Source organism: Kerstersia sp., from assembly GCF_052103615.1.
Lineage (GTDB): Bacteria > Pseudomonadota > Gammaproteobacteria > Burkholderiales > Burkholderiaceae_B > Kerstersia.
This window is the reverse complement of record NZ_JBQEKA010000050.1, coordinates 1-21,818: the sequence shown is the minus strand read 5'-3', so window position 1 is coordinate 21,818 and position 21,818 is coordinate 1. Positions and strand designations below refer to the sequence as shown.

18 protein-coding genes are annotated in these 21,818 nt (G+C 64.0%); 11 read left to right on the top strand and 7 right to left on the bottom strand.

The features are described from left to right. From ACTJGZ_RS11110 to ACTJGZ_RS11095, 4 genes are all read left to right on the top strand, one after another. Nucleotides 1-570 (top strand): Gfo/Idh/MocA family protein (locus ACTJGZ_RS11110; protein ID WP_441662983.1); only part of this gene is annotated, 570 nt, incomplete at its 5' end. A 6-nt stretch (nt 571-576) separates the two neighbouring features. Then, nucleotides 577-2,301 carry an FAD-dependent oxidoreductase gene (locus ACTJGZ_RS11105; RefSeq protein ID WP_441662982.1) on the top strand — a complete coding sequence of 575 codons (1,725 nt, stop codon included), beginning with the start codon at nt 577-579 and terminating at the stop codon, nt 2,299-2,301. Between the two features lie 83 nt (nt 2,302-2,384). Next, nucleotides 2,385-3,002: an NIPSNAP family protein gene (locus tag ACTJGZ_RS11100; protein ID WP_441662981.1), complete on the top strand. Its 618-nt coding sequence runs from the start codon at nt 2,385-2,387 to the stop codon at nt 3,000-3,002. Between the two features lie 144 nt (nt 3,003-3,146). Continuing rightward, nucleotides 3,147-3,977, top strand: a complete 831-nt coding sequence (locus ACTJGZ_RS11095; protein WP_441662980.1) for a sugar phosphate isomerase/epimerase family protein — start codon at nt 3,147-3,149, stop codon at nt 3,975-3,977. A 22-nt stretch (nt 3,978-3,999) separates the two neighbouring features. Here the strand turns inward: ACTJGZ_RS11095 and ACTJGZ_RS11090 are convergent, their stop codons facing one another. After that, nucleotides 4,000-4,929, bottom strand: a complete 930-nt coding sequence (locus tag ACTJGZ_RS11090; protein ID WP_441662985.1) for a LysR family transcriptional regulator — start codon at nt 4,927-4,929, stop codon at nt 4,000-4,002. Nucleotides 4,930-5,046: 117 nt separating this feature from the next. On the opposite strand from ACTJGZ_RS11090, the gene ACTJGZ_RS11085 reads away from it, so the two are divergent. The 3 genes from ACTJGZ_RS11085 (at nt 5,047) to ACTJGZ_RS11075 (ending at nt 8,472) form a co-directional block, all read left to right on the top strand. Next, a complete protein-coding gene (locus tag ACTJGZ_RS11085; protein ID WP_441662979.1) occupies nt 5,047-6,282 on the top strand; it encodes a serine hydrolase domain-containing protein in 1,236 nt (411 codons plus the stop codon). After that, on the top strand, nt 6,279-7,460 hold the full coding sequence (locus ACTJGZ_RS11080; protein ID WP_441662978.1) for an MFS transporter: 1,182 nt from the start codon (nt 6,279-6,281) through the stop codon (nt 7,458-7,460). Before ACTJGZ_RS11085 ends, ACTJGZ_RS11080 begins: the two co-directional genes overlap by 4 nt. 262 nt (nt 7,461-7,722) lie before the next feature. Continuing rightward, nucleotides 7,723-8,472, top strand: coding sequence for a tetratricopeptide repeat protein (locus ACTJGZ_RS11075; RefSeq protein ID WP_441662977.1), 750 nt, complete (start codon nt 7,723-7,725; stop codon nt 8,470-8,472). A 219-nt stretch (nt 8,473-8,691) separates the two neighbouring features. Here ACTJGZ_RS11075 and ACTJGZ_RS11070 read toward each other — a convergent pair whose 3' ends face one another. After that, entirely contained in the window at nt 8,692-9,372 is a 681-nt protein-coding gene (locus ACTJGZ_RS11070) for a M48 family metalloprotease (RefSeq protein ID WP_441662984.1), read from the bottom strand. Nucleotides 9,373-9,624: 252 nt separating this feature from the next. Then, on the bottom strand, nt 9,625-10,368 hold the full coding sequence (locus ACTJGZ_RS11065) for a 16S rRNA (uracil(1498)-N(3))-methyltransferase (RefSeq protein WP_441662976.1): 744 nt from the start codon (nt 10,366-10,368) through the stop codon (nt 9,625-9,627). A 389-nt stretch (nt 10,369-10,757) separates the two neighbouring features. On the opposite strand from ACTJGZ_RS11065, the gene tkt reads away from it, so the two are divergent. The 3 genes from tkt to ACTJGZ_RS11050 all read left to right on the top strand — a co-directional run bounded on the left by tkt (nt 10,758) and on the right by ACTJGZ_RS11050 (nt 15,173). Next, complete coding sequence (gene tkt, locus ACTJGZ_RS11060; RefSeq protein WP_441662975.1) at nt 10,758-12,803, top strand: transketolase; 2,046 nt, start codon at nt 10,758-10,760, stop codon at nt 12,801-12,803. Nucleotides 12,804-12,821: 18 nt separating this feature from the next. Further along, nucleotides 12,822-13,832 carry a type I glyceraldehyde-3-phosphate dehydrogenase gene (gene gap, locus ACTJGZ_RS11055; RefSeq protein WP_441662974.1) on the top strand — a complete coding sequence of 337 codons (1,011 nt, stop codon included), beginning with the start codon at nt 12,822-12,824 and terminating at the stop codon, nt 13,830-13,832. A gap of 126 nt (nt 13,833-13,958) precedes the next feature. Then, nucleotides 13,959-15,173 (top strand): phosphoglycerate kinase, encoded by a 1,215-nt coding sequence (locus ACTJGZ_RS11050; RefSeq protein ID WP_441662973.1) that lies wholly within the window; start codon nt 13,959-13,961, stop codon nt 15,171-15,173. 146 nt (nt 15,174-15,319) lie between these two features. Here ACTJGZ_RS11050 and ACTJGZ_RS11045 read toward each other — a convergent pair whose 3' ends face one another. Together ACTJGZ_RS11045 and ACTJGZ_RS11040 are read right to left on the bottom strand one after the other, a co-directional pair. Beyond that, nucleotides 15,320-16,645 carry an MFS transporter gene (locus tag ACTJGZ_RS11045; RefSeq protein ID WP_441662972.1) on the bottom strand — a complete coding sequence of 442 codons (1,326 nt, stop codon included), beginning with the start codon at nt 16,643-16,645 and terminating at the stop codon, nt 15,320-15,322. Nucleotides 16,646-16,698: 53 nt separating this feature from the next. Continuing rightward, nucleotides 16,699-17,184, bottom strand: a complete 486-nt coding sequence (locus ACTJGZ_RS11040) for a cupin domain-containing protein (protein ID WP_441662971.1) — start codon at nt 17,182-17,184, stop codon at nt 16,699-16,701. 260 nt (nt 17,185-17,444) lie between these two features. Here ACTJGZ_RS11040 and ACTJGZ_RS11035 point away from each other — a divergent pair, with 260 nt between their 5' ends. Beyond that, on the top strand, nt 17,445-18,104 hold the full coding sequence (locus tag ACTJGZ_RS11035) for a GntR family transcriptional regulator (RefSeq protein ID WP_441662970.1): 660 nt from the start codon (nt 17,445-17,447) through the stop codon (nt 18,102-18,104). Nucleotides 18,105-18,195: 91 nt separating this feature from the next. Here the strand turns inward: ACTJGZ_RS11035 and ACTJGZ_RS11030 are convergent, their stop codons facing one another. Together ACTJGZ_RS11030 and ACTJGZ_RS11025 are read right to left on the bottom strand one after the other, a co-directional pair. Continuing rightward, nucleotides 18,196-21,141, bottom strand: coding sequence for a DUF3141 domain-containing protein (locus ACTJGZ_RS11030; protein ID WP_441662969.1), 2,946 nt, complete (start codon nt 21,139-21,141; stop codon nt 18,196-18,198). A 212-nt stretch (nt 21,142-21,353) separates the two neighbouring features. Then, nucleotides 21,354-21,818, bottom strand: a 465-nt coding sequence (locus ACTJGZ_RS11025; protein WP_441662968.1) for a DUF924 family protein, incomplete at its 5' end; no start/stop codon positions are given.

Genomic DNA, 21,818 nt, shown 5'->3' with positions numbered 1-21,818 from the left:
CCCGCTAGCTATTTCGCAGCGGCCTGGCGGCGGGAGCCGGGCGGCGGCCCCATCCTCATCAATATGATTCACGATATCGACCTGCTGCGTTTCCTGCTGGGCGATATCGTCAATGTGCAGGCTGCCAGCGCCAATCAGGTGCGCGGCCATGCGGTCGAGGATACGGCAGCCGTGGTGCTGACGTTTGCCAGCGGCGCATTGGCGACGCTGACGGTGTCGGATACGGCGGCATCGCCCTGGTGCTGGGACATGGCGGCCGGTGAGGCCGAGCATTACCCGCGCCAGCAAGTGAATTCGCATTATCTGGTCGGAACGCAGGCCTCACTGACGCTGCCTTTGCTGGAAGTCTGGGAATACCGCGGCAAGCCCGGCTGGCATGAGCCCTTGACGATGGAGCGCACGGCGCCCCATTTGGGCCACCCTTATGACGAGCAATTGCGTCACTTCGCGGCAGTGGTTGAAGGCAAGGAAACCCCGGTTTGCAGCGGTGAGGATGGTTTGCGCACCTTGCAGGCGACCCTGGCGGTAGGCCGGGCCGCTGTCAGCGGCGACCGCGTGGATCTGGAGTAAATGAAGATGGCGGCAACGGCTGTGACGCGGCAGGAATTCGATGTGGTGGTGGTGGGCTCAGGCGCCGGCGGCCTGTCTGCCGCAGTGACGGCAGCGGAGCAGGGTCTGAGCGTGCTGGTGCTGGAAAAGCACCGGCAATACGGCGGCACCACGGCGTGGTCCGGCGGCTGGATGTGGGTGCCGCGCAATCCGCTGGCGGTGCGTGCCGGGATCGTCGAAGACCTGGAAGGGCCGCGCCGCTATCTGCGCAATGAACTGGGCGAGTATTACGACGAGCCGCGCGTTGAGGCATTTTTGCAGTACGCGCCGGCCATGGTGTCGTTCTTCGAGCAAAAGACCGCGCTGCAGTTCATTGCCGGCAACACCATTCCGGACTTTCATGGCAAGCAGGATGGCGCCATGACCGGCGGCCGTTCTGTCTGCGCCGCGCCGTTCGACGGGCGCGCCCTGGGCAAGCGCCTGGCGGATATGCGTGAACCGCTGGACCTGATCGCGCCCTGGCGCATGGGGATTGCCTCGGGCGCCGATCTGGGGCATTTCATGAATGCCATGCGCTCGGCGCGTTCTTTCGTGCATGTGACCCGCCGTGTGGTCAGGCATTTCTGGGAACGCATCATTCACGGCCGCGGCCTGCATCTGGTGAACGGCAATGCGCTGGTCGCCGGGCTGGCCAAGTCGGCCCTGGACCGCAAGGTGGATATCCGTGTGGCCACGCCGGTGACCGGGCTGCTGCGCGGCGCGGACGGGCGGGTGACGGGCGTGCGCGTGCAAGGCAAGGATGGCCGCGAAACCGAAATCATCGCCCGGCGCGGCGTGGTGCTGGCCTGCGGCGGCTTTCCGCATGATGTCGCGCGCAAGCAGGCTTTGTTTGCACATGCGCCGACCGGCAAGGAGCACTGGTCCGCCGCGCCGCCAAGCAATACCGGCGACGGCCTGCGGCTGGGCGAGTCGGTAGGCGCCAGTGTGGATTCCGGGCTGTATCGTCCCGCAGGCTGGGCGCCGGTATCCTTGGTGCCGGGCAAACAGCGTGATTCCAATAGCTATCCGCACCTGATCGAACGGGGCAAACCCGGCGTGATGGCTGTGACGCAGGCGGGGCAGCGTTTCGTCAACGAAGCGGACTCGTACTACGATTTCATGGAAGGCCTGTTCGCCCATTTCCCGGCGGGCCAGCCCGCGCATGCCTGGCTGGTCTGCGACCACCATTTCCTGCGCCGCTATGGTCTGGGGGCTGTGCGCCCTGCGCCCATGCCTTATCGTTGGGCGCTGCGTTCCGGTTATCTGAAACAGGGCCGCACGATGGCGGAACTGGCGCAGCAGTGCGGCATCGACGCCAAGACGCTGGAAGCGTCGGCGGCGCGTTACAACGAGGATGCGCGGCGCGGGGTGGATAGTGAGTTCGGCCGAGGTGATACCCCTTATAACCGGGTGCAGGGCGATGCGGCCTGCCAGCCCAACCCCTGTATGGCAGCCATCGAGCACGGGCCGTTCTATGCGGTACGGCTGGTGCCCGGCAGCCTGGGAACCTTTGCAGGCCTGCGCGCCAATGAACACGCGCAGGTGTTGGACCAGGCGGGCAATCCGATTGCCGGCCTGTATGCCTGTGGCGCGGATATGAGCAGCGTGATGGGCGGCCGTTATCCCAGCGGTGGCATTACGCTGGGCCCGGCAATGACGTTCGGCTATATCGCCGGGCATCACATGGCAGGCAAGCAGCCTGCTGCGGTTTGAGACCGCGCCTGCGGGCGCGGATTGAGTGAATGCGGATGGCCGGGCGGCATACTGCCTTCCGGCCGGCAGCGACAAGGAGAGTGATGATGTTCTACGAATTGGCGAAGATTACCGTGCGTTTCGGCACGGCGGCCAAGGCGGCTGAAGGCATTCAGGCGTATGTGAGCGCAGAGGGCGCGCGCGGCGCGCTGCATGGCGTGTGGTTTTCGGATATCGGTGACCTGAACCAGATCGCCATCCTGCGCAGCTTCGAGACGGCAGAAGACCTGCTGGCCGAGCGTCAGCGCGGCCTGGAAAGCGCCAACCCCTTTGGCGCCGCCGAACTGATGGTCAAGCTGGAATGGGAAAGCTACAAGGGCTTCCCGTGGCTGTCCGCGCCGCAAGCCGGCGCCTACGGCGGCGTGTATGAAATCCGTACCTACAAGTTCAAGACTGGCGGCCTGCCGCACACGCTGGCTGCCTGGGAAGGCGCTCTGCCGGCGCGTGCCGAAGTGTCGCCTTGCCTGGCTGCTATGTATGCGCTGGACGGCGAGCCGCGCTTCACCCAGGTCTGGCCGTATGCCGACCTGAATGAGCGTTCCCAGGCCCGTGCCGATGCCGTCAAGAAAGGCATCTGGCCGCCCAAGGGCGGCCCGGACTGGCTGACGACGGACATGCATTCGCAGGTCTTCGTGCCCATGGCCATTTCGCCGCTGAAGTAAACCGCATCCGGCATGCCGGAGACAGGGCGCCTCAGGGCGCCTTTTTGCAGCCGGACCGCGGCGCATAGCCGGCCGGCGCAGGGTGCCGTGCCGGCCTGCGTATCGCAGGCAGCGGCGCTGCATTTTCTGGAGGAGAGAAAATTCATGTCTGATACCAAGCCTGTGGTTCCCCCTTATTCGCTGGCCCACCTGACGGTGCTGGCCCAGACGCCGCCTGAAGTGATTAGTGTGGCGGCCAAGGCGGGCTACGATTTTGCCGGTCTGCGTCTGTTGCCGGCCGCGCCTGGCGGCCCGGCCTACAACCTGATGGAAGATGCCGCCATGCTGCGCGAAACGCTGGCGCGCATGGAAGATACCGGTGTGGGCGTTTTCGATCTGGAAATCGTCCGCATCAATGACGGATTTCAGCCCGATGCCTACCAGGCATTCATGGAAATCGGCGCCAAACTGGGCGGCAAGGCCATCCTGGTTGGTGTGGATGACGAGGATGAACAGCGCCGCGCCGACAACTATGCGCGTTTCTGCGAAGCGGCCCTGCCTTATGGCCTGCGTCCCAATGTGGAATTCATGCCCTGGACGGCAGTGAAGAACCTCAACGATGCCTATCGCATGGTGCAGCAGGCTGGTGAGCCGGAAAACGGCGGCATCCTGATCGACGCGCTGCATTTTGGCCGCTCCGCCACGACGCTGGCGGAAGTGCGCGCCTTGCCGCGCAAATGGATGCAGTACGCGCAGATTTGCGATGCGCCGGCCATCGAAAACCCCACCATGGAAGACTATATCCATGCCGGGCGTATCGAGCGCCTGCTGCCGGGCGAAGGCGGGATAGACGTGCAAGGCCTGTGGAACAGCCTGCCGGAAGACCTGCCTGTCAGCGTGGAACTGCCGACGCAGTCGCGCGCGCACCTGACGCCGGTCGAATGGGCTGCCATGACCCTGGACGCAGCCAAGCGCGTGGTGGCGGCGCGCAGCTGATAGCCGCGGCGGCGTGCGGCAGCTAGTGGCTGGCCGCGCGCCTGGCCGGCTTGCCGGTTGGGCCGGACACAGGAAATACCCGCGCGTGAAGAAAATCAACGAAGGCGCGCACCTTGGGTGACGGGTGTTTGCTGGCCGGCCAGAGCACATGAAATACACCGGTGCAGGCCATATGTTTGGCCAGCACCTGCTGCAATTTTCCCTCTGCCATCAGGTCGCGCACCGCGAAATCCGGCAGATAGGCAATGCCCAGGCCGCGCAGCGCGAAGCACAGGCGGGTCTCGATGTTGTTGCAGATCATGGAGGTCGGCAGTTGCAGTTCCGGTTCTCCCGGGGCTTGCTGCAAGGGCCATTTTTCCAGCATGCCGCTATTGGGGTAGCGATAGCGCAGGCAGCGGTGCTGCAACAGGTCTGCCGGTGTCCTGGGGGTGCCAGCGCGCGCCAGGTAGTCGGGCGAAGCCACCAGTAATGAATTGAAGTTGCCCAGCTTGCGCGCCGAGAGCCGCGAATCGCTGGGCATGCCGGTTCTGACCACGGCGTCAAACCCTTCCTCAATCACGTTGACGAGACGGTCAGAGAAGTCGAGATCCAGTTCTATGTCCGGATACTGGCGCATGAACTCGCCCAGGACCGGCAGGATCAGGGAACTGACCAAAGGCAGGCTGACGCGCAGACGGCCGCGCGGGGTGTCCGAGGCTTGCGAGAGCTCTTGCTCGGCCGCTTCGATTTCCGCCAGGATACGGCGGCTGCGCTCCAGAAACAGCATGCCTTCGGCGGTCAGCGTGACGCTGCGCGTGCTGCGGTGAAACAGCCGGACGCCCAGTTTTTCTTCCAGCCGCGCCACGCTTTTGCCGATAGCAGAGGCGGAAACCCCCAGTTGGCGGCCAGCGGCGACAAAGCTGCGGGTTTCCGCCACCTGCACGAACACGACGAAACTGTTGAGGCTATCCACGGCGTTCCCTTGCATTGCGGACATAAATGTCCTTTCAAAGTGGAAATGTAGCCTACTTTTTCTTTAATCCAGGCTTCTCTATCGTGACGGGACTTTCCGTAGAACAAAGGATTTCCCGTGACCATGCACTTAAGCGCAAGCCCCGGCCTACTGGCCGGGGGCCAGCGAGGTATCGTCAGTACGGCGCCGCAGGCGACCGATTTTCCCTTGGCTGCCAGGGTTCAGGCAGTGGTGCAGCAGGCGCTGGATGAACAGCGGCTGGTTGGCGCGGTCGTGCTGGTGGCGCGCGCTGGCGAGCTGATCCATCAGCAAGCCTCGGGCTGGCGTGACCGCGAGGCTGGCCTGGCCATGACCGGTGCCACGGTTTTTCGCCTGGCATCGGTCAGCAAACCCATTGTTTCAGTAGCCGCGCTGGTCTTGGTGGCGCAGGGGAAGCTGGCACTGGATGGCGATATCACGCAGTGGCTGCCGGCCTTCCGGCCGCGCCTGCCTGACGGCAGGCCCGCACGTGTGACGCTCAGGCAATTGCTGAGCCATACCGCAGGCTTGGGCTACCGGTTTTTTGAAGCCGATGAGCAGGGGCCGTATGCGCGCGCGGGGGTGTCGGATGGCATGGATGATGCCGATCTCAGCCTGGCGGAAAATTTGCGCCGTTTGGCGGCAGTGCCGCTGTATTACGAACCGGGAACGTCCTGGGGCTATTCGATTGCGACGGATGTGCTGGGCGCGGTGATTGCGCGAGCGTGGGGCGGGCCGCTGGAAGCGGCTGTGCGCGAACTGGTGACGGGGCCGCTGGGCATGGCGGATACCGGTTTTTCCGTCAGCGGGCCGGAGCGCCTGGCCACGGCGTATGTGAATGGCCAGCCCCGGCCGCATCGGCTGGTAGAAGGGGAACGCGTGTCGCATCTTGAGGGCTTGGCAGGCATACGCTTCAGCCCGGCGCGGATTCTGGATCCGCTGGCCTTTCCGTCTGGCGGCGGGGGGATGGCGGGCAGTGCGGGCGACTTCCTGCGTTTGCTGGAAAACTTGCGCCAGGATGGCGCCGGGCTGCTGCCTGGCTGGCTGGTCGAGGAAATGGGGCGGGACCAGACGGCGGGCCTGGCCTTGCCTGGGGCGCCGGGGCTGGGTTTCGGCCTGGGGTTTTCCGTGTTGCGCGACCCGGCGCTGGCGGCATCGCCGGAGTCGGCGGGAACCTGGCGCTGGGGCGGCGCCTATGGCCATTCCTGGTTCGTGGATCGGGCGCGGGCGCTCAGCGTGGTGGCGTTCACCAATACGTTGTACGAAGGCATGTCCGGGCGTTTCGTCACGGATTTGCGCGATGCGGTGTATCACTCGCTGGAGCAGGCATCATGAGCGCATCCGCGCAAGCACGCATGCCTATCGCCGCTTTGCTCACGCTGGCCATGGGGGCTTTCATCACGGTGCTGACGGAAGCCTTGCCCGCGGGGCTGCTGCCGCAAATGGCGCAGGGGCTGGCAGTTTCCGAAGCCTGGATAGGGCAAACCGTGACTATTTATGCCCTGGGTTCCCTGGTGGCTGCGATTCCTTTGATGACCGTGACGCAGGGTATGCGCCGCCGCGCCTTGCTATTGACGGCCATGGCGGGGTTTTTCATTGCCAATACAGTCACGGCCGTTTCCGCCAGTTTCGCCCTGACCATGGCCGCGCGTTTTTTGGCCGGGGTGGCTGCCGGCTTGCTTTGGGCGCTGGTGGCAGGGTATGCCGCCCGCATGGTGCCGGGCCACCTGCGGGGCCGGGCCATCGCGATTGCCATGGTCGGCACGCCGCTGGCGCTGTCCATCGGCATTCCGGCAGGGACTTTTCTGGGGCAGCAGTTCGGCTGGCGCATGAGCTTCGGGATCATGAGCGGGGCGGCTCTGGCGCTCATGTACTGGGCGCGGCTGCGCTTGCCGGATTTTCCGGGGCAGGCCGCCAGCGCGCGCCTGCCGCTGGCGCAGGTATTCACCATCCCGGGCGTTCGCGCCGTCCTGTGCGCCACATTGGCCTTTGTGCTGGCGCATAACATTCTCTACACCTATATCGCGCCGTTTCTGGCGGCGGCGGAGATGGCAGGCCAGACCGATGTGGTGCTGCTGGTGTTCGGGCTTGCCTCCCTGCCGGGCATCTGGATTGTCGGCGTGCTGATAGACCGGCATCTGCGCCGCCTGACGATTGCCAGTACGGTATTGTTCGGCCTGTCCGCTCTGGTGCTGGGCGCGGCTGGCCCGGGATGGGGCGGGCCAGCCGTGGTGTACCTGGCTGTGGCTGTCTGGGGGCTGGCTTTCGGCGGCGTGGCAACCTTATTCCAGACGGCGCTGGCGCAGGCTGCCGGGCCGGCGGCTGACGTGGCGCAATCCATGCTGGTGACGGCCTGGAATATGGCCATTGCCGGAGGCGGGGTGGCAGGCGGCATGCTGCTCAGCCAGTTCGGTGTCGCGGCTTTTTCGCCTGTGCTGCTGGGCTTGCTGGCCCTGGCCTTGATCGCCGTCTGGCGCGCCCGTTGTCATGGCTTTCCGGTGGCGGCGCCCTGAAGCCTGACTCTGAACCGGTGCCCTGGCGCTGCCAGGGCAGCTTGCCAGGCGGGCAGGGCCAGACATGCAGCGGCCGGTAGGAAGGGCCAGAAGGAGGGGCCAGCGGGAAGGGTGAGACTGACGGGGCAGGCAGGAGGAGGCAGGAGGAGGCGGGAGGAGGCGGGAAGAGGTTTTGTTACGCATGGGACCCGGGGCATTCGCGGAACCCTGCTTTAAAATCGCTGCCCAAACCGCTTCCTTCCGTTGTGCCATAGGAATTTTCATGCCTTACATTGGTCTGGGCCTGCATCTGCTGATTGCGATTTTCTTCGCGGTGCATGCCGTCCGCACGCGTCAGCAGATTTTCTGGATTTTTATTTTGCTGTCCTTCCCCTTGCTGGGCAGCGTCATTTATTTTCTTGCCATCTATCTGCCGGAATCACGGCTGACGCATCATGCAGGCAAGGTGGCGGCGGTGGCCGTCAAAACCCTGGATCCTGGCAGGGAGTTGCGCGCTGCGCAGCAGGCTTACGATTACACGCCGACAGCGCAAAATCAGATCCGGCTTGCCAAGGCATTGCTGGAAGCAGACCAGCCGCAGCAAGCGCTGGCTTTGTTCGAGAACTGCCTGAGTGGCGTGTTTTCCGAAGATCTGGAAATCCGCTGGCTGGCGGCCCAGGCCGCCTTTGCCGCGCAGAATGCGCAGCGCTGCGCCCAGCATTTGCAAGCCGTCCGCCAGGCGAACCCGCAGTTCCGCGCCGACGCTGTCAGTTTGCTGCTGGCGCGGGCCTATGCGGAGCAGGGTGAGATTGAGCAGGCCCGAGCGCAATTCCAGGAGGCCGTCACCCGCCATGGCAGTTTTGAAAGCCGGGCGGAATATGCGGTCTGGGCCGCAGGCCAGGGGGATTGGGCGACGGCGGACGCTTTGCATGCGGAGCTGAAAACGGTGATTGCCCGCTGGTCGCGTGCTCAGCGGGACATGCACAAAGAACCCTTGCGCCGTTTGGCGTCGGCCTTTGCCGGGCGGCGTTAAGCCGGGCTGCGGGACTGTGCCCGCGCGCTTCGCGTGAATGAGGCAGCAGGTAAAAACGGCAGCAGGTAAACACGGCCTGATGTGTAAACAGCCTGATGTGTAAACGGCCTCATATGAAAAACGGCCTCATATGAGGCCGTTTTTCATGGCGTGGCCGATGGGGCCGCGCGGGGTGTCTTGGTTGGGAGCGCCTTCAGGGCGCTGCCGGCTGCGGCGGCCTTACAGGCGATCCCGCACGCGGCGCGCGCGTTCAGGCGAGGACGGGTGCGAGCTCATGATGCTGCTCTGGCCGCCATCGAGTTCAGCCAGCTTTTCAAAAGCCGTGGCCAGGCCCTGGCGGTTCATGCCCTTTTGGCCCAGTAGATTGAAGGAGTAATCGTCGGCTTCGAATTCCTGGCTTTGGGAGAACTGCGCATTGATCAACGCTTCCGTCAGGTTGCCCAATTCCGATTGGCTCAGCGCGGACACCGTGCTGTTGCCCGAGCCGGCGGCAGCGGTGCGCGCCGCATTGACGGCATAGGCGGTGCGCATGGCTTTTTTGCTGTGGCCCAGGGCCACGTGGCCCATTTCATGGCCAATCACGCCGCGCAGCTCATCATCGGTCATCATGTCCATCAGGCCTTTATAGACGCGGATGCAGCCGTTGCCCATGGCCCAGGCATTGACTTCATTGGTCATATAGACCTTGTAGTTAATGCTTTGGCCATTGAGCGTGACCGGCCCAAAGCCTTGCATGACACGATTCAGGCGCTTGGTATAGGGGCTGGACGCAGGAGCGATGGGCGATTGCGCGTCGCTTTGTTTGCAGGACGCATCGGACAGCGAGACGATGTCGTTGTCGCTCAGGCTGACGGCGGTGAAGGCGCTGGAACCGGCGGCCATCAGCGCATTCGGGTCCATATTGGCGCAACCTGCCAGCGCGGCGGCAAGGATCAGGGCGGAGGGATAGCGGAATTTCACAGTGAGGTCTCCTGGCAGTCAGCGCTGCATGGTGCGGTCAAGGCAAAACCGCAGCGGGAACATGGAAAGGGGGAAAGAAGGAAAAGGGGAACGGCCGCAAGTGTAACCAGCAGGCAGCGTCAGCTGCGTGTTGCAAAGTGGTGACGAATGTGAAGACTTGTGAAGCGGCCGCGTGCCGGGCGGCGCCCGGGGTTAGTCCAGCCAGCCTAGCAGGGCGCTGCAGGCCGATGCCAGCACAATCCCGGCAGTTTCGGTGCGCATGACCCTGGCGCCCAGGCTGACCGGCTGCGCGCCATGGGCGCGCGCCAGCGTCAGTTCCGCTTCCGACCATCCCCCTTCAGGCCCGACCATCAGAATCAGGGGCGCGCCGGGGCCGGGGGCGGCTTGCCGCAGGCAGTCCAGCAGCGGCGCCGCGGCATCCGGGTGGCAAAACAGCGTGAGTCCGGGCGGCAGGCTGGCCAACGTTTGGGCCAGGCTCTGGGGCCTGGCAACTTCTAGCAGACGGTTACGCCCGCATTGCTCGCTGGCCGATTGGACAATGCCGCGCCAGCGGCCCAGACGTTTTTCCAGGCGTTCGCCATCCAGTTGCAGCACGCTGCGCTGCGCGGCCACTGGCAGGACGGCGCTGATGCCGGTTTCGACGGCCTTTTCGATGACCCAGTCCATTTTGTCGCCCGAGGGCAGGCCTTGCACCAGCACGATGCGGCCAGGCAGCTCGGCTTCCCGGGGCAGGCGCGCGCCGGTCAGCGCATAGGCTTGCTTGCCGTCGATATCCAGCGTGGCCGGGTATTCGCCGCCTAAGCCGTCGAACAGCACGATGGGGCTGTCCTGGCGCAGGCGCAGCACACGCAGCGCATGGTGCGCCGGGGCATCCGGCAACAGGAAGCGGCTATGGGGCGGGATCTCGGCAGGGCAGAAAAAACGTGGGGCGGACATGACGGGCTTGAAGAGGACTGCACTGAAAGGACGGCACTGAAAGGACGGCACTGAAAGGACGGCACTGAAAGGACGGCACTGAAAGGACGGCACAGCAAATCGTTGGCGCTGCAATGGGTTTGGCGCCGCCCATCTTAGCGTTATTTGGCCGCCGGGCGTATCTGGGCCGCGGATTGTTCCGGATCTCGGCTGGGATACCCGTTTGGGGCCGGTGCCGGGCGTTCCGCGCAGCCGGAACAGGGGGGGCTGACTGTGTTGCCAGGGGGCTTGGCGAAGGTATTGCGGGGAATCGCAGGCAGCAGCGGATGGGCGATGCTAAAATCTATGGTTATTCCTTAGGCTTCAGGCCACGCGCCTTCAGGGGTGTCGTGCCGCATGAGAGTGAGTCGATGACCGAGTCTTCAGCTTCCCCGTCCGTCCTGTCGGCCGCCGTGCGCGCGTTGGCCATGGATGCCGTGCAACAGGCCAATTCCGGCCACCCGGGTGCCCCCATGGGCATGGCGGACATTGCGCAGGCCTTGTGGCTGCGCCATTTGCGCCATAATCCGGCCGATCCTGCATGGGCCGGCCGCGACCGTTTCGTGTTGTCGAACGGCCACGGTTCCATGTTGATCTACGCTTTGCTGCACCTGACGGGCTATGACTTGCCCATCGAAGAGCTGCGCAACTTCCGCCAATTGCATTCGCGCACGCCGGGCCACCCGGAAGTCGGCATCACCCCGGGCGTGGAAACCACCACTGGCCCGCTGGGCCAAGGCCTGGGCAATGCCGTGGGCCTGGCGCTGGCCGAAGCGCTGCTGGCCGCCGAGTTTAATCGTCCCGGCCATGCCGTGATCGACCATAACACCTATGTGTTCCTGGGCGATGGCTGCCTGATGGAAGGCATTTCCCACGAGGTCTGCTCGCTGGCGGGCACCTTGCGTCTGTCCAAGCTGATCGCGCTGTACGACGACAACGGTATTTCCATTGACGGCCAGGTCGAGCATTGGTTTGCCGATGACACCGCCAAGCGTTTCGAAAGCTATGGCTGGAACGTGATCCGCGCCGTTGACGGCCATGATGTCGATGCCGTGGATGCGGCGCTGGCGCAAGCGCGCCAGAATGCCGAAGCGGGCAAGGGCCCCACGCTGATCGCCTGCCGCACCATTATCGGCAAGGGTTCGCCCAAGCTGGCCGGTTCCGAAAAAGTTCACGGCGCGCCGCTGGGCGCGGATGAAATCGCCGCCACGCGTGCCGTCATCGGCTGGAACCATGCGCCGTTCGACGTGCCGGCAGAAGTCTATGCCGCCTGGGATGCGCGCGCCCGCGGCGCCAGCCAGCAAGAACAATGGCAAACCGGGTTCGACGCCTACGCGGCGGCATACCCGGCCGAAGCCGCTGAATTGCAGCGCCGCCTGGCAGGCAAACTGCCCGAAGGCATCGAACAGCGCTTGCAGGAACTGTTGCAGCGCACGGTGGCGGAAGCCCAGACGGTTGCCACGCGCAAGGCTTCGCAGCAGGCGATTACCGCGCTGGTGGAACTGCTGCCTGAAATGCTGGGCGGCTCGGCCGACCTGACCGGCTCCAACTTCACCGACTGGAAGGGCGCTGTCGCCGTTCGCGCCGGCGAGCATGGTGTGCAGGCTGGCCGTCACATCAACTATGGTGTGCGCGAATTCGGCATGGCGGCCATCATGAATGGCATGGCACTGCATGGCGGCTTCCTGCCGTTTGGCGGCACCTTCCTGACGTTCTCCGATTACTCCCGCAATGCGATCCGCATGGCGGCGCTGATGAAGCAGCGCGTGGTGCATGTCTTCACGCACGACTCCATCGGCCTGGGCGAAGACGGTCCGACCCACCAGTCCATCGAGCATGCCTCCAGCCTGCGCCTGATTCCCAACCTGCATGTCTGGCGTCCGGCCGACACGGTGGAAACCGTGGTGGCCTGGAATACCGCTGTCACGCGTCCGGCCAGCATTGGCATGGATGTGCATGCCGGCGGCCCGAGCGCGCTGCTGCTGTCGCGCCAGAACCTGCCTTTCATCGAACGCGATGCCGCGACGCTGGCAGCCGTGGCTCGTGGCGGCTATGTGCTGCGCGACGCCCAGGGCGCCCGTGCCGCAATCATTGCGACCGGCTCTGAGGTCGCGCTGGCGCTGGAAGCCCAGAAGCAATTGGCCGAAGCCGGTATTCCGGTGCGCGTGGTCTCCATGCCTTGCACCGAGGTCTTCGATGCCCAGGATCAGGCCTGGCGTGATGCCGTCCTGCCCGTGGACCTGCCCGCCGTGGCGGTCGAGGCCGGCAGCACCGCGCTCTGGCACAAATATGTCGGCCGCCGTGGCGCGGTCGTCGGCATCGACACCTATGGTGAGTCGGCGCCGGCTGGTGTCCTTTTCAAGCATTTCGGCCTGACTGCCGAGAATGTGGCAGCCGCTGTTCAACGCATTCTGTAAATCAAGGAGATTACTGTCATGACCATTCGCGTCGCCATCAATGGCTACGGCCGTATCGGCCGCAACGTTCTGCGTGCACACTACGAAGGTGGCAAGAAACACGATATCGAAATCGTGGCCATCAACGACCTGGGCGATCCCAAGACCAATGCCCACCTGACGCAGTACGACACCGCTCATGGCCGTTTCCCCGGCACCGTGTCGGTGGACGGCGACAGCATGGTGGTCAACGGTGACCGCATCCGCGTGCTGGCCAACCGCAACCCGGCCGAGCTGCCGTGGGGCGAGCTGGGCGTGGACGTGGTGCTGGAATGCACCGGCTTCTTCACCAGCAAGGAAAAAGCCAGCGCCCACCTGAAGGGCGGCGCCAAGAAAGTGGTCATCTCGGCCCCCGGCGGCAAGGATGTTGACGCCACCGTCGTGTATGGCGTGAACCACCAAGTGCTGAAGTCCACCGACACGGTGATCTCCAACGCTTCTTGCACCACCAACTGCCTGGCGCCGCTGGTTCAGCCGCTGCATGCCAAGCTGGGCCTGGTGACCGGTCTGATGACGACCGTGCACGCCTACACCAACGACCAGGTGCTGACCGACGTTTACCACGAAGACCTGCGCCGCGCCCGTTCGGCCACGCAAAGCATGATCCCGACCAAGACCGGCGCTGCCGCCGCTGTCGGCCTGGTGCTGCCCGAACTGAACGGCCGCCTGGATGGTTACGCGATTCGCGTGCCGACCATCAACGTGTCGCTGGTTGACCTGTCCTTCATCGCCGAGCGCGACACCACGGTGGAAGAAGTGAACGCCATCCTGAAGGAAGCCTCCGAAGGCGCCCTGAAGGGTATCCTGGCCTACAACACGGAACCGCTGGTTTCGGTGGACTTCAACCACAACCCGGCATCCAGCTCCTTCGACGCCACGCTGACCAAGGTCAACGGCCGTCTGGTCAAGGTGTCGTCCTGGTACGACAACGAGTGGGGCTTCAGCAACCGCATGCTGGACACCACTGTTGCGCTGATGAACGCAGCCTAAAAGCACTCACGGGCGCCTGCCGGCCTGAGCCTGCGCGCCGCTACGCCCGCTGTCTTGCGCGCTCCCCATGCGGGGCGCGTAGGCAGCGGGCTTTTTCATGTCTTACTCTTGCATCCGGAGCCATCCATGTCCAAGACTCCCTCTACGCTGGCTGTGCACACGCTGGAAAAGCTGGCAGCCAGCGGCCAACTCGCCGGCAAGCGCGTTTTCATCCGCGCTGACCTGAACGTGCCTTTTGATGATGAAGGCAATATCAGTGAAGACACCCGCGTGCGCGCATCGGTGCCCGGCATCCGCCTGGCGCTGGATGCCGGCGCCGCCGTCATGGTGACCTCGCACCTGGGGCGCCCCAAGGAAGGCGAACTGAAACCGGAAGATAGCCTGGCGCCTGTGGCGCGCCGCCTGTCGCAACTGCTGGGCGCGGAAGTGCCGCTGGTGCGCGATTGGGTCGATGGCGTCGAGGTGCTGCCGGGCCGGGTCGTGCTGCTGGAAAACTGCCGGGTCAATCCGGGCGAGAAAAAGAACGACGAGGCCCTGTCGCGCAAGATGGCCGCGTTGTGCGATGTGTATGTCAATGACGCTTTCGGCACCGCGCACCGCGCGGAAGCGACCACGCATGGCATCGCCCGCTTTGCGCCGGTCGCGGCGGCTGGCCCGCTGCTGGCGGCTGAGCTGGAAGCCCTGGGCCGTGCGCTGCAGGCGCCGGCGCGTCCGCTGGTAGCCATCGTGGCAGGTTCCAAGGTATCGACCAAGCTTTCCATTCTGGAAGCCCTGGCCGATAAGGTGGACCAGCTGGTGGTGGGCGGCGGCATTGCCAATACTTTCCTGCTGGCGCTGGGCAAGCCCATCGGCAAGTCCCTGGCGGAACCGGAACAGATTGGCCAGGCCAAGTCCGTGATCGAACGCATGCAGCAACGCGGCGCGGCAGTACCCATTCCGGTGGATGTGGTGTGCGCCAAGCAGTTCGGCGCAGATGCCCAGGCCACGGTCAAGTCTGTCGATGATGTTGCCGAAGATGACCTGATTCTGGACATTGGCCCGCAATCGGCCGAACAGCTGGCGGGTATCCTGAAGCAGGCCGGCACCATCGTTTGGAATGGCCCGGTGGGCGTGTTCGAGTTCGACGCCTTTGCCAAGGGGACGGAAGTCATCGCCCGCGCCATCGCGGCATCGCCGGCCTTCTCCATCGCAGGTGGCGGCGATACCCTGGCCGCCATTGCCAAGTTCGGCATTGCTGGCGACGTCAGCTATATCTCTACCGGCGGCGGCGCTTTCCTGGAGTTCCTGGAAGGCAAGGTATTGCCTGCCGTGGAAATCTTGCAGCAACGCGCCAGCGCCTGATCCGGTCCGGCGTGAACGCATACTGCCGTGACATCCTTTCCAGGGTGTCACGGCAGTTTTTTTGCTTGCGCGGCGCGCGGGGCTTTGCCGCGGGAAGATGGCTTTCAGGCTTCAGGCTTCAGGCTTCAGGCTTCAGGCTTCAGGCTTCAGGCTTTTTCGGCGGCTTCCGGCGCACGGTAGGGCTTCATGAACAGGCCGCACACCATGGCAATAACGCCCAGGCTTGCCATATACATCACGATCAGCCTGGGGTCGCCGTCACCGCTTTTCAGCAGATAGGTTGCCACCAGCGGCGCTGTGCCGCCGCCGATAGCACCGCCGATCTGGACGGCCAGAGAGATACCTGTGTAGCGGATTTCAGGCGGGAACATGCTGGAAAACAAGCTTGCCTCCTGCGCATACATGGCTGCATAAACCAGGCCGAACCCGATCACCATGGCCAGGGTGATATGGCTGTCGGTGCGTTCGCCGAGCAGAGAGAAAAATGGCCCGCTGAACAAGGCGATGCCTGCCGCGCCAGCAATGAAAATGGCTTGTTTGTTGAGATAGTCGCCCAGAATGCCGAATAGGGGAATCGTGAACAAGGTGGTCACAGCCCCCCAGAGCACGGCATCAAGAATGATTTGTTTCGGCAGATTGAGCGCGCTCACGGCATAGGTCAGCGAGAAGGTCGCAATGGTGTAGAACCAGGTTTTCTCGGCAATACAGGCAATCAGCGCGACCAGCGTCGGCACTTTATGCTGGGATAGCACCGCGCGCAAAGGCAGGGTTTGCGCAGCGCTGCTGTTTTTTTCACGCGCAGCGGCAAACTCGGGGGATTCCGCGACTTTTGCGCGGATGAACCAGCCCACGCCCAGCAGTACGAAACTGGCCAGGAAGGGAAGGCGCCAGCCCCAGCTCAGCATCTGTTCTTCCGGCAACTGCGCGACGGCGCCCATGGCCAATGAGGACAGAATCAGCCCGGGGGCGACGCCAACCTGCGGCAGGCTGCCGAAGAATCCTTTTTTCTTGCTGGGGGCGTGCTCGACCGCCATCAGGACGGCGCCGCCCCATTCGCCGCCGACGGCCAGGCCCTGGCAGAAGCGCAGCACGATCAGGATGACAGCCCCCCAGTAGCCGATCAGCTCGTAGCTGGGGGTGAGGCCGATGAGCACGGTGGGCACGCCCATGAGCATTAGGCTGATCATCAGCATGGATTTCCGGCCGACGCGGTCACCGAAATGGCCGAACACAATACCGCCCAAGGGCCGCGCTATGAAACCGACGGCGTAGGTGCCGAATGCGGCCAGCGTGCCGGTGACGGGGTCGATGGCGGGGAAAAAGATTTTGTTGAAGACGAGGGCGGCAGCGATGCCGTAAATGAAAAAATCGTACCACTCGATGGTGGTGCCTATCATGCTCGAAAGGCCGGCAGTAATGTGCTGGCGTTTTTTCGGCGGCGCCATTACAGCGGAAGGGTGGGTGGGGTGCATATTGTCTCCTTGGGGCAGGGGCCGGTGGTGGGCCGGCCCTGTCCATGCGGCGTTCAGATCGCCGTCGTCTCGTCTTCCAGGTTCTTGCGCTTGTCCATATTGAAACGGCCTTCGTAGATGGCGCCTTGTTTCGTATGGGGGCCGACATACTGGACATACAGAATCTTGCCGTCTTCCAGTGTTTCCAGCGCGTACTCGAAGTGCGGATCCGGGTGGAACATCATGGCGCCCTTGCCATAGACCTTGCCTTCAATCAGGAATTTGCCTTCCAGCACATACCAGACCTGCGCGAAATAGTGGTTGTGCAAGGGGTGCGACGAACCTTTTGCGTAGCTCACGATACCGGCGTTCGGAATGGTGGGATCTGCCGCGGTGGGATGGAACATCATCTTGGAGAGCTGCCCTTCATAGCGCAGGTTCTGCCATTCGATGTCGTCTTCATGCATGGCTTGCATGCATTGGTGGTCTTCAGTCAGCGGGCCGCCGCGGCCGTCTTTGTGAAGAATGGGTTTACCGGTAATTGCGTCTGTGCCAAACATGCTGCTCTCCTGGTTAATGGGATCCTTTATTTATAAAACAGGATCCCGTTTCGGCGAATAGTATCCTATTTGGGCCATAGCAAGCCGGGCATCAGCGAAAACCCCTAAGCGGCGCTTGCGCGGCCTCGGTTCCAGCACGAACAGTGTCCCGATATAAAATTATGGGATCCTGTAAGATGCGGGGTTTGATGGGCGAGGCAGCGGCGCCAGTCTGGGCCGAATGGCCCGCTGCGGCGCGTTGCCTGTTTCAGGGTAGAACCATGAGATCTTCAGCAGAAATTGCAGATGAAATCTTCCGGCGGATTCAGACGGGGCAGTACTTGCCTGGGGATCCGCTGAGCCAGTACGAATTGGCTAATGAATTTCAGATCAGCCGCACCCCCATCCGGGAGGCATTGCGGTTTCTGGAGGCCCGCCGCGCGATTTCGCTCACGGCCAGCGGCCGCGCGTTTGTGGCGGTGCCTTCACCCCAGGCGATTCGTGAAGCCTTTCAGATCCGGGCGGAGCTGGAAGGGCTGGCCGCGAAGCTGGCCGTCGATTGGATAGAGGACGAAGACCTGGCGCTGCTGGCCAGGCACCAGGGTCTGTATGCGCAAGCGCTGCGGTCGCGTGTGCGCGAGGAAGAAGGGTCGGAATGGCTGCGTCATAACCGCAATTTTCACGATGTCATTACGGTCGCCAGCCACAATGAACGCCTGCATGAACTCATCAAGGAGCTGCAAAGCGGGATAGTCAGCAGCACCTTGAATCTCGCTTCGAAAATGCCATCACGGCTGATGGAAGAAAACATCCAGCAGCACGAAGACATTATTGCGGCCCTGGCCGCACGCAATCCCGCAGCGGCCCGGGAAGCCGCCGTCGAGCATGTCTCCAGAACGCTGGATCTGGTGCTGGACTGGATGGCGCGGCGGGCTGGCTAAGCGCAGGCTGCCCGCGGGCGCGCCGCCATGAAAAAACGGTGCCGCTTCACTGGGAAGCGGCACCGTGATGGGGCCAGGGCCTCAAGCGGGTTTATTTGCCGGAGGCTTTGCTGCGAGGGCTGCGCCGTGGCGCGGCAGCCGTGCGGGGCGCCCGCTTGGCGGCCGCCGCCTTGCTGGCCGGTTTGCCTGCTGCCGGGGGCGCAGGTTTCGCGGCTGGCGCGGCAGGCTTGGCTTCAGCCGGTTTGGTTTCAGCGGGCTTCGTGACAGCCGGCTTGGCGCCAACGGGTTTGGCGGCAGGCGTGACAGCAGCAGGCTTTGCCGTTGCGGATTTCGCTGGCGCGGCCTTGCTTGCCGCGGTTTTGACTGCTCCGGGTTTTGTTGCCGCGGCTGTGCTTGCAGCGGGTTTGGCGGCAGCAGGCGCTGCCGCAGCGGTGCCGGATGCAGGGGAGGCTGCGGGTTTGGCGGCCGGTGCTGCCGCAGCAGGTTTGGCCGGGGCGACCGGCGCGGGCGTGGCCGAGGCAGCAGGACGGGGCGCCGCCGGGGCGGCGCTGGCGCCTGTGCGTTTGGCGGGTGTCTTGCGCGCGGCGCCGGGCTTGCCTGCCGGGCTGCCATCGGGGGCGGCGTCGTCAAGCGCGGCGCCCAGCTCAGGCTTGGGGTCGGGCAGGGCCACCTGTTTGCCGCCGCTTTTTGCGGTGGCCCAGGGGGCTGGTTCCAGTCCGGGGATGGGCTGGGTTTCGGTGGCTTGCGCCACGCGGCTCTGCGGGTTGGCCGCCGGCGCTGTCGCGCCCAGGATGGGGAAGCGCGCGGCGCGGTCGGCAGCCGACTCGAAGATGGCGCGCATTTCTTCCAGCCGCGCCTGGCTGGTGTCGCCGAGCTTGTCGCCAGCGGCCGTGACCACCCGGATCATCTGTTCCAGCGCCTGGCGGATATTGGCTTCCGAGGCCTGCGACAGCAGGATGGGCATGCTCTGGATGGCCGCCTGCATGTCGAGCATCATCATCAGGGCCTGCTCGCGCACCATTTCCTTGAAACGCTCCAGCGTCATGCTCTTGTCGTGATCGACACGCAGGCGGCGGATCAAATTGAAATTGCGTTCGTCGATGGCGCCTTCGCCGTGGCCAACATACACCAGCATCCGGATGCAGGCTTCGCGCAGACCGCCGCGGCTGACCTGGGCGCGCAGCCCGGCCAGGGTATTCTTGACGAAGTCGCGGTGTTCCGGCGAGACGCCCGGGTGCTTGCGCGAGGGCGCTTCGGGGTGCGCGCCCAGCCCGGCCAGCGTCTGGGCCAGCGGTGAGCCATAGATCGTCATGAACATCTGTTCGACGATATCGTCACGCGTGACACGCCAGATATCCAGGCCGGACGAAATGCTGCGCGACAGGATTTCCTGCCAGACCCGGAAGATATTGTCGGCGGCCACCGGCACCCGTTCTTCACGGACTTTCTCGGCGAGCTTGGCCGTGCTTTCGGCCAGCGGATTCTTGTCGCTGAAGGCTTCATACTGCAAGCGCAGGGGATGCAGCACGCGCAGCGTTTCCGCCACGGTGGGCGTGGCCCAGAGCTGCACCCAGGGTTGCAGGAAACGCCGGTAAAGGCCCAGATTGATTTCCGACATGCGGGCGACCGTGGCAAAGCGGCGGTCGTCTTCCTGGATCGGTTCGATGATTTTGCGGACTTGATCCAGCTTGCGGCGCTCGAAGCTGGCGATATACGGGCCTTCCGTCAGATCGGCGTTGGGCGTATCGCTTTTCTTGTCGCGGATGATGGCTTCGTAGATGCCGGTGGGCAAGACGTCGATCAGGTCGATGTTGCTGGTGAATTCCTGGTGTTCCTTGCGCGCCACGCTGCCCGAGACGAAGATGCCCAGGTGGCCGATGCTTTCATGGACGGCATACACGATGGTCTGGCCATGGGCGCGGATTTCCTCGTCGTTCTGGTAAACGTCGGTCAGCCAGCCCAGCGCCTGCGGCGGCGGCGTGATGTTGTCTCCGCGCGAGCAGAAAACAATGATGGGCGACTGGATGTTGCGCAAGTCCAGGCGGATGCCGTCGGTGGTGACCAGATCTGCCGTGGACAGGCGGTTGCCGACGAACAGGTTATCGACGATATATTGGATTTCGTCGCCGTTCAGATAAACGTGGCCGCCCCACCATTTTTCAAAGCCGAGATAGCGCTCGGTTTCGGTATCCACATTGGCGTACAGATTGTATTGCTTGTCCCACAGCGTATTGGCCGGGTTCAGGAATTCAAAATTGCGCACCAGCCAGGCGCCGTCAAACTTGCCGTCGCCCATGTCGCTGGTCAGCGCGGTCAGCCAGGAGCCGCCCAACAAGCCGCCCAGATAACGCATCGGGTTCATGCCGCGCCAGCCCGCCCAGTAGGACAGCGGCGCGCCAGCCAGAATGATGGGGCCGAAAAGTTCAGGCCGCATGGCGGCGGTCATCATGACCTGCCAGCCGGCCTGGCAATTGCCGATGACGACAGGTTTGCCTTCTGCATCCGGGTGCCGTGCAATGACGGTTTCCAGGAAGAAGGCCTCGGCGCGCATGACATCCTCGACCGTCTGGCCGGGTTCCGGGTCGGGCAGGAAGCCGACGAAGTAGCAAGGGTGGCCGGCGCGGATGGCGACACCCAGTTCGCTTTCAGGCTTGAAGCCGCCGATACCGGGGCCGTGGCCGGCGCGCGGATCGACCACCACGAAGGGGCGCTTGCGCGGGTCGATGATGACGTCTGCGGGCGGGATGATGCGCGACAGCATGTAATTCACCGGGCGCGGCAAGGTATTGCCGCGGGCGATGATTTCCGATTGCATGCTGAGAACATTGGGTTCCTGCTGCGCCAGGTGCTCCTGATACTGGTTGCCGCGCTGGCGCATGACATCTGCGTACAGCACGGAGCGTTGCCAGGCATCGACGGCATAGGTCATGGCGGCCGACCAGGGCGTCAGCGAAAACAGGGAGGTCAGGGGCGTGCCCTGGGCCTGGGATGGGGTATTGGTTGGCGCGCGGACGCTGGCGCGTGGGCTGGTGGGCATGGCGGACTCCGTATTGATCAGAACGGCGCCGTCAGGCTCACGGCGCAGCGGAACATGCGTACCTCTGCTGCGATTACATCGCAGAAAATATTGCAATGCAACATTAACATCTAAAGCGCCGGGGAAACCCGCTAAGTTTCGGATTTCCAGAGGTTTTCCGGGTTTTCAGTACCAGGTGGTTACAAGGCGGCCAGCCAGCGGCCGCCGCGCGCCTAGCCGCCGAAGCCGCCGCCGCGCAGAAAGGCTTCTTCTTCAGTGGTCGTGACGCGCCCCAGCACATCATTGCGGTGCGGAAAACGGCCGAAGCGGCTGATGATCTCGTGGTGGACTTCCGCATAGCGCAGGGTTTCCCCGCCCAGCGGCCGACAGAGCGCCACACAGCGCACCTGCGCTTCCAGGTCCTCGGCATGTTCCAGCGGCAGGTACATGAAGGGGCGCAGCGGCGGCTCCACGGCCAGGTCGTGGCCGAAAGCCAGCGCCTGTTCGGTATAGAACTGCGCCAGCGGATCGGTGGCAAACATGTGGGCGGTGCCGCGGAAGGCATTGCGCGGGAATTGATCCAGCAGCAGCAGCAGGGCCAGGGCGCCCTCAGAGGTATCCATCCAGGCATCGCGCTCGCGCCGGGCGGCAGCCAGGTGGTCGGCCATGAAGGCCTGCCGGAAGCGCTGGTCGAAGTC

What these genes read in the sequence shown, in the direction of transcription:
- tkt (WP_441662975.1), top strand. Translation starts at nt 10,758, where the DNA reads ATGACCGAGTCTTCAGCTTCCCCGTCCGTCCTGTCGGCCGCCGTGCGC.
- ACTJGZ_RS11070 (WP_441662984.1), bottom strand. Translation starts at nt 9,372, where the DNA reads ATGGACCCGAATGCGCTGATGGCCGCCGGTTCCAGCGCCTTCACCGCC.
- ACTJGZ_RS11065 (WP_441662976.1), bottom strand. Translation starts at nt 10,368, where the DNA reads ATGTCCGCCCCACGTTTTTTCTGCCCTGCCGAGATCCCGCCCCATAGC.
- ACTJGZ_RS11030 (WP_441662969.1), bottom strand. Translation starts at nt 21,141, where the DNA reads ATGCCCACCAGCCCACGCGCCAGCGTCCGCGCGCCAACCAATACCCCA.
- ACTJGZ_RS11100 (WP_441662981.1), top strand. Translation starts at nt 2,385, where the DNA reads ATGATGTTCTACGAATTGGCGAAGATTACCGTGCGTTTCGGCACGGCG.
- ACTJGZ_RS11105 (WP_441662982.1), top strand. Translation starts at nt 577, where the DNA reads ATGGCGGCAACGGCTGTGACGCGGCAGGAATTCGATGTGGTGGTGGTG.
- ACTJGZ_RS11045 (WP_441662972.1), bottom strand. Translation starts at nt 16,645, where the DNA reads ATGCACCCCACCCACCCTTCCGCTGTAATGGCGCCGCCGAAAAAACGC.
- ACTJGZ_RS11075 (WP_441662977.1), top strand. Translation starts at nt 7,723, where the DNA reads ATGCCTTACATTGGTCTGGGCCTGCATCTGCTGATTGCGATTTTCTTC.
- ACTJGZ_RS11040 (WP_441662971.1), bottom strand. Translation starts at nt 17,184, where the DNA reads ATGTTTGGCACAGACGCAATTACCGGTAAACCCATTCTTCACAAAGAC.
- ACTJGZ_RS11080 (WP_441662978.1), top strand. Translation starts at nt 6,279, where the DNA reads ATGAGCGCATCCGCGCAAGCACGCATGCCTATCGCCGCTTTGCTCACG.
- ACTJGZ_RS11035 (WP_441662970.1), top strand. Translation starts at nt 17,445, where the DNA reads ATGAGATCTTCAGCAGAAATTGCAGATGAAATCTTCCGGCGGATTCAG.
- gap (WP_441662974.1), top strand. Translation starts at nt 12,822, where the DNA reads ATGACCATTCGCGTCGCCATCAATGGCTACGGCCGTATCGGCCGCAAC.
- ACTJGZ_RS11050 (WP_441662973.1), top strand. Translation starts at nt 13,959, where the DNA reads ATGTCCAAGACTCCCTCTACGCTGGCTGTGCACACGCTGGAAAAGCTG.
- ACTJGZ_RS11095 (WP_441662980.1), top strand. Translation starts at nt 3,147, where the DNA reads ATGTCTGATACCAAGCCTGTGGTTCCCCCTTATTCGCTGGCCCACCTG.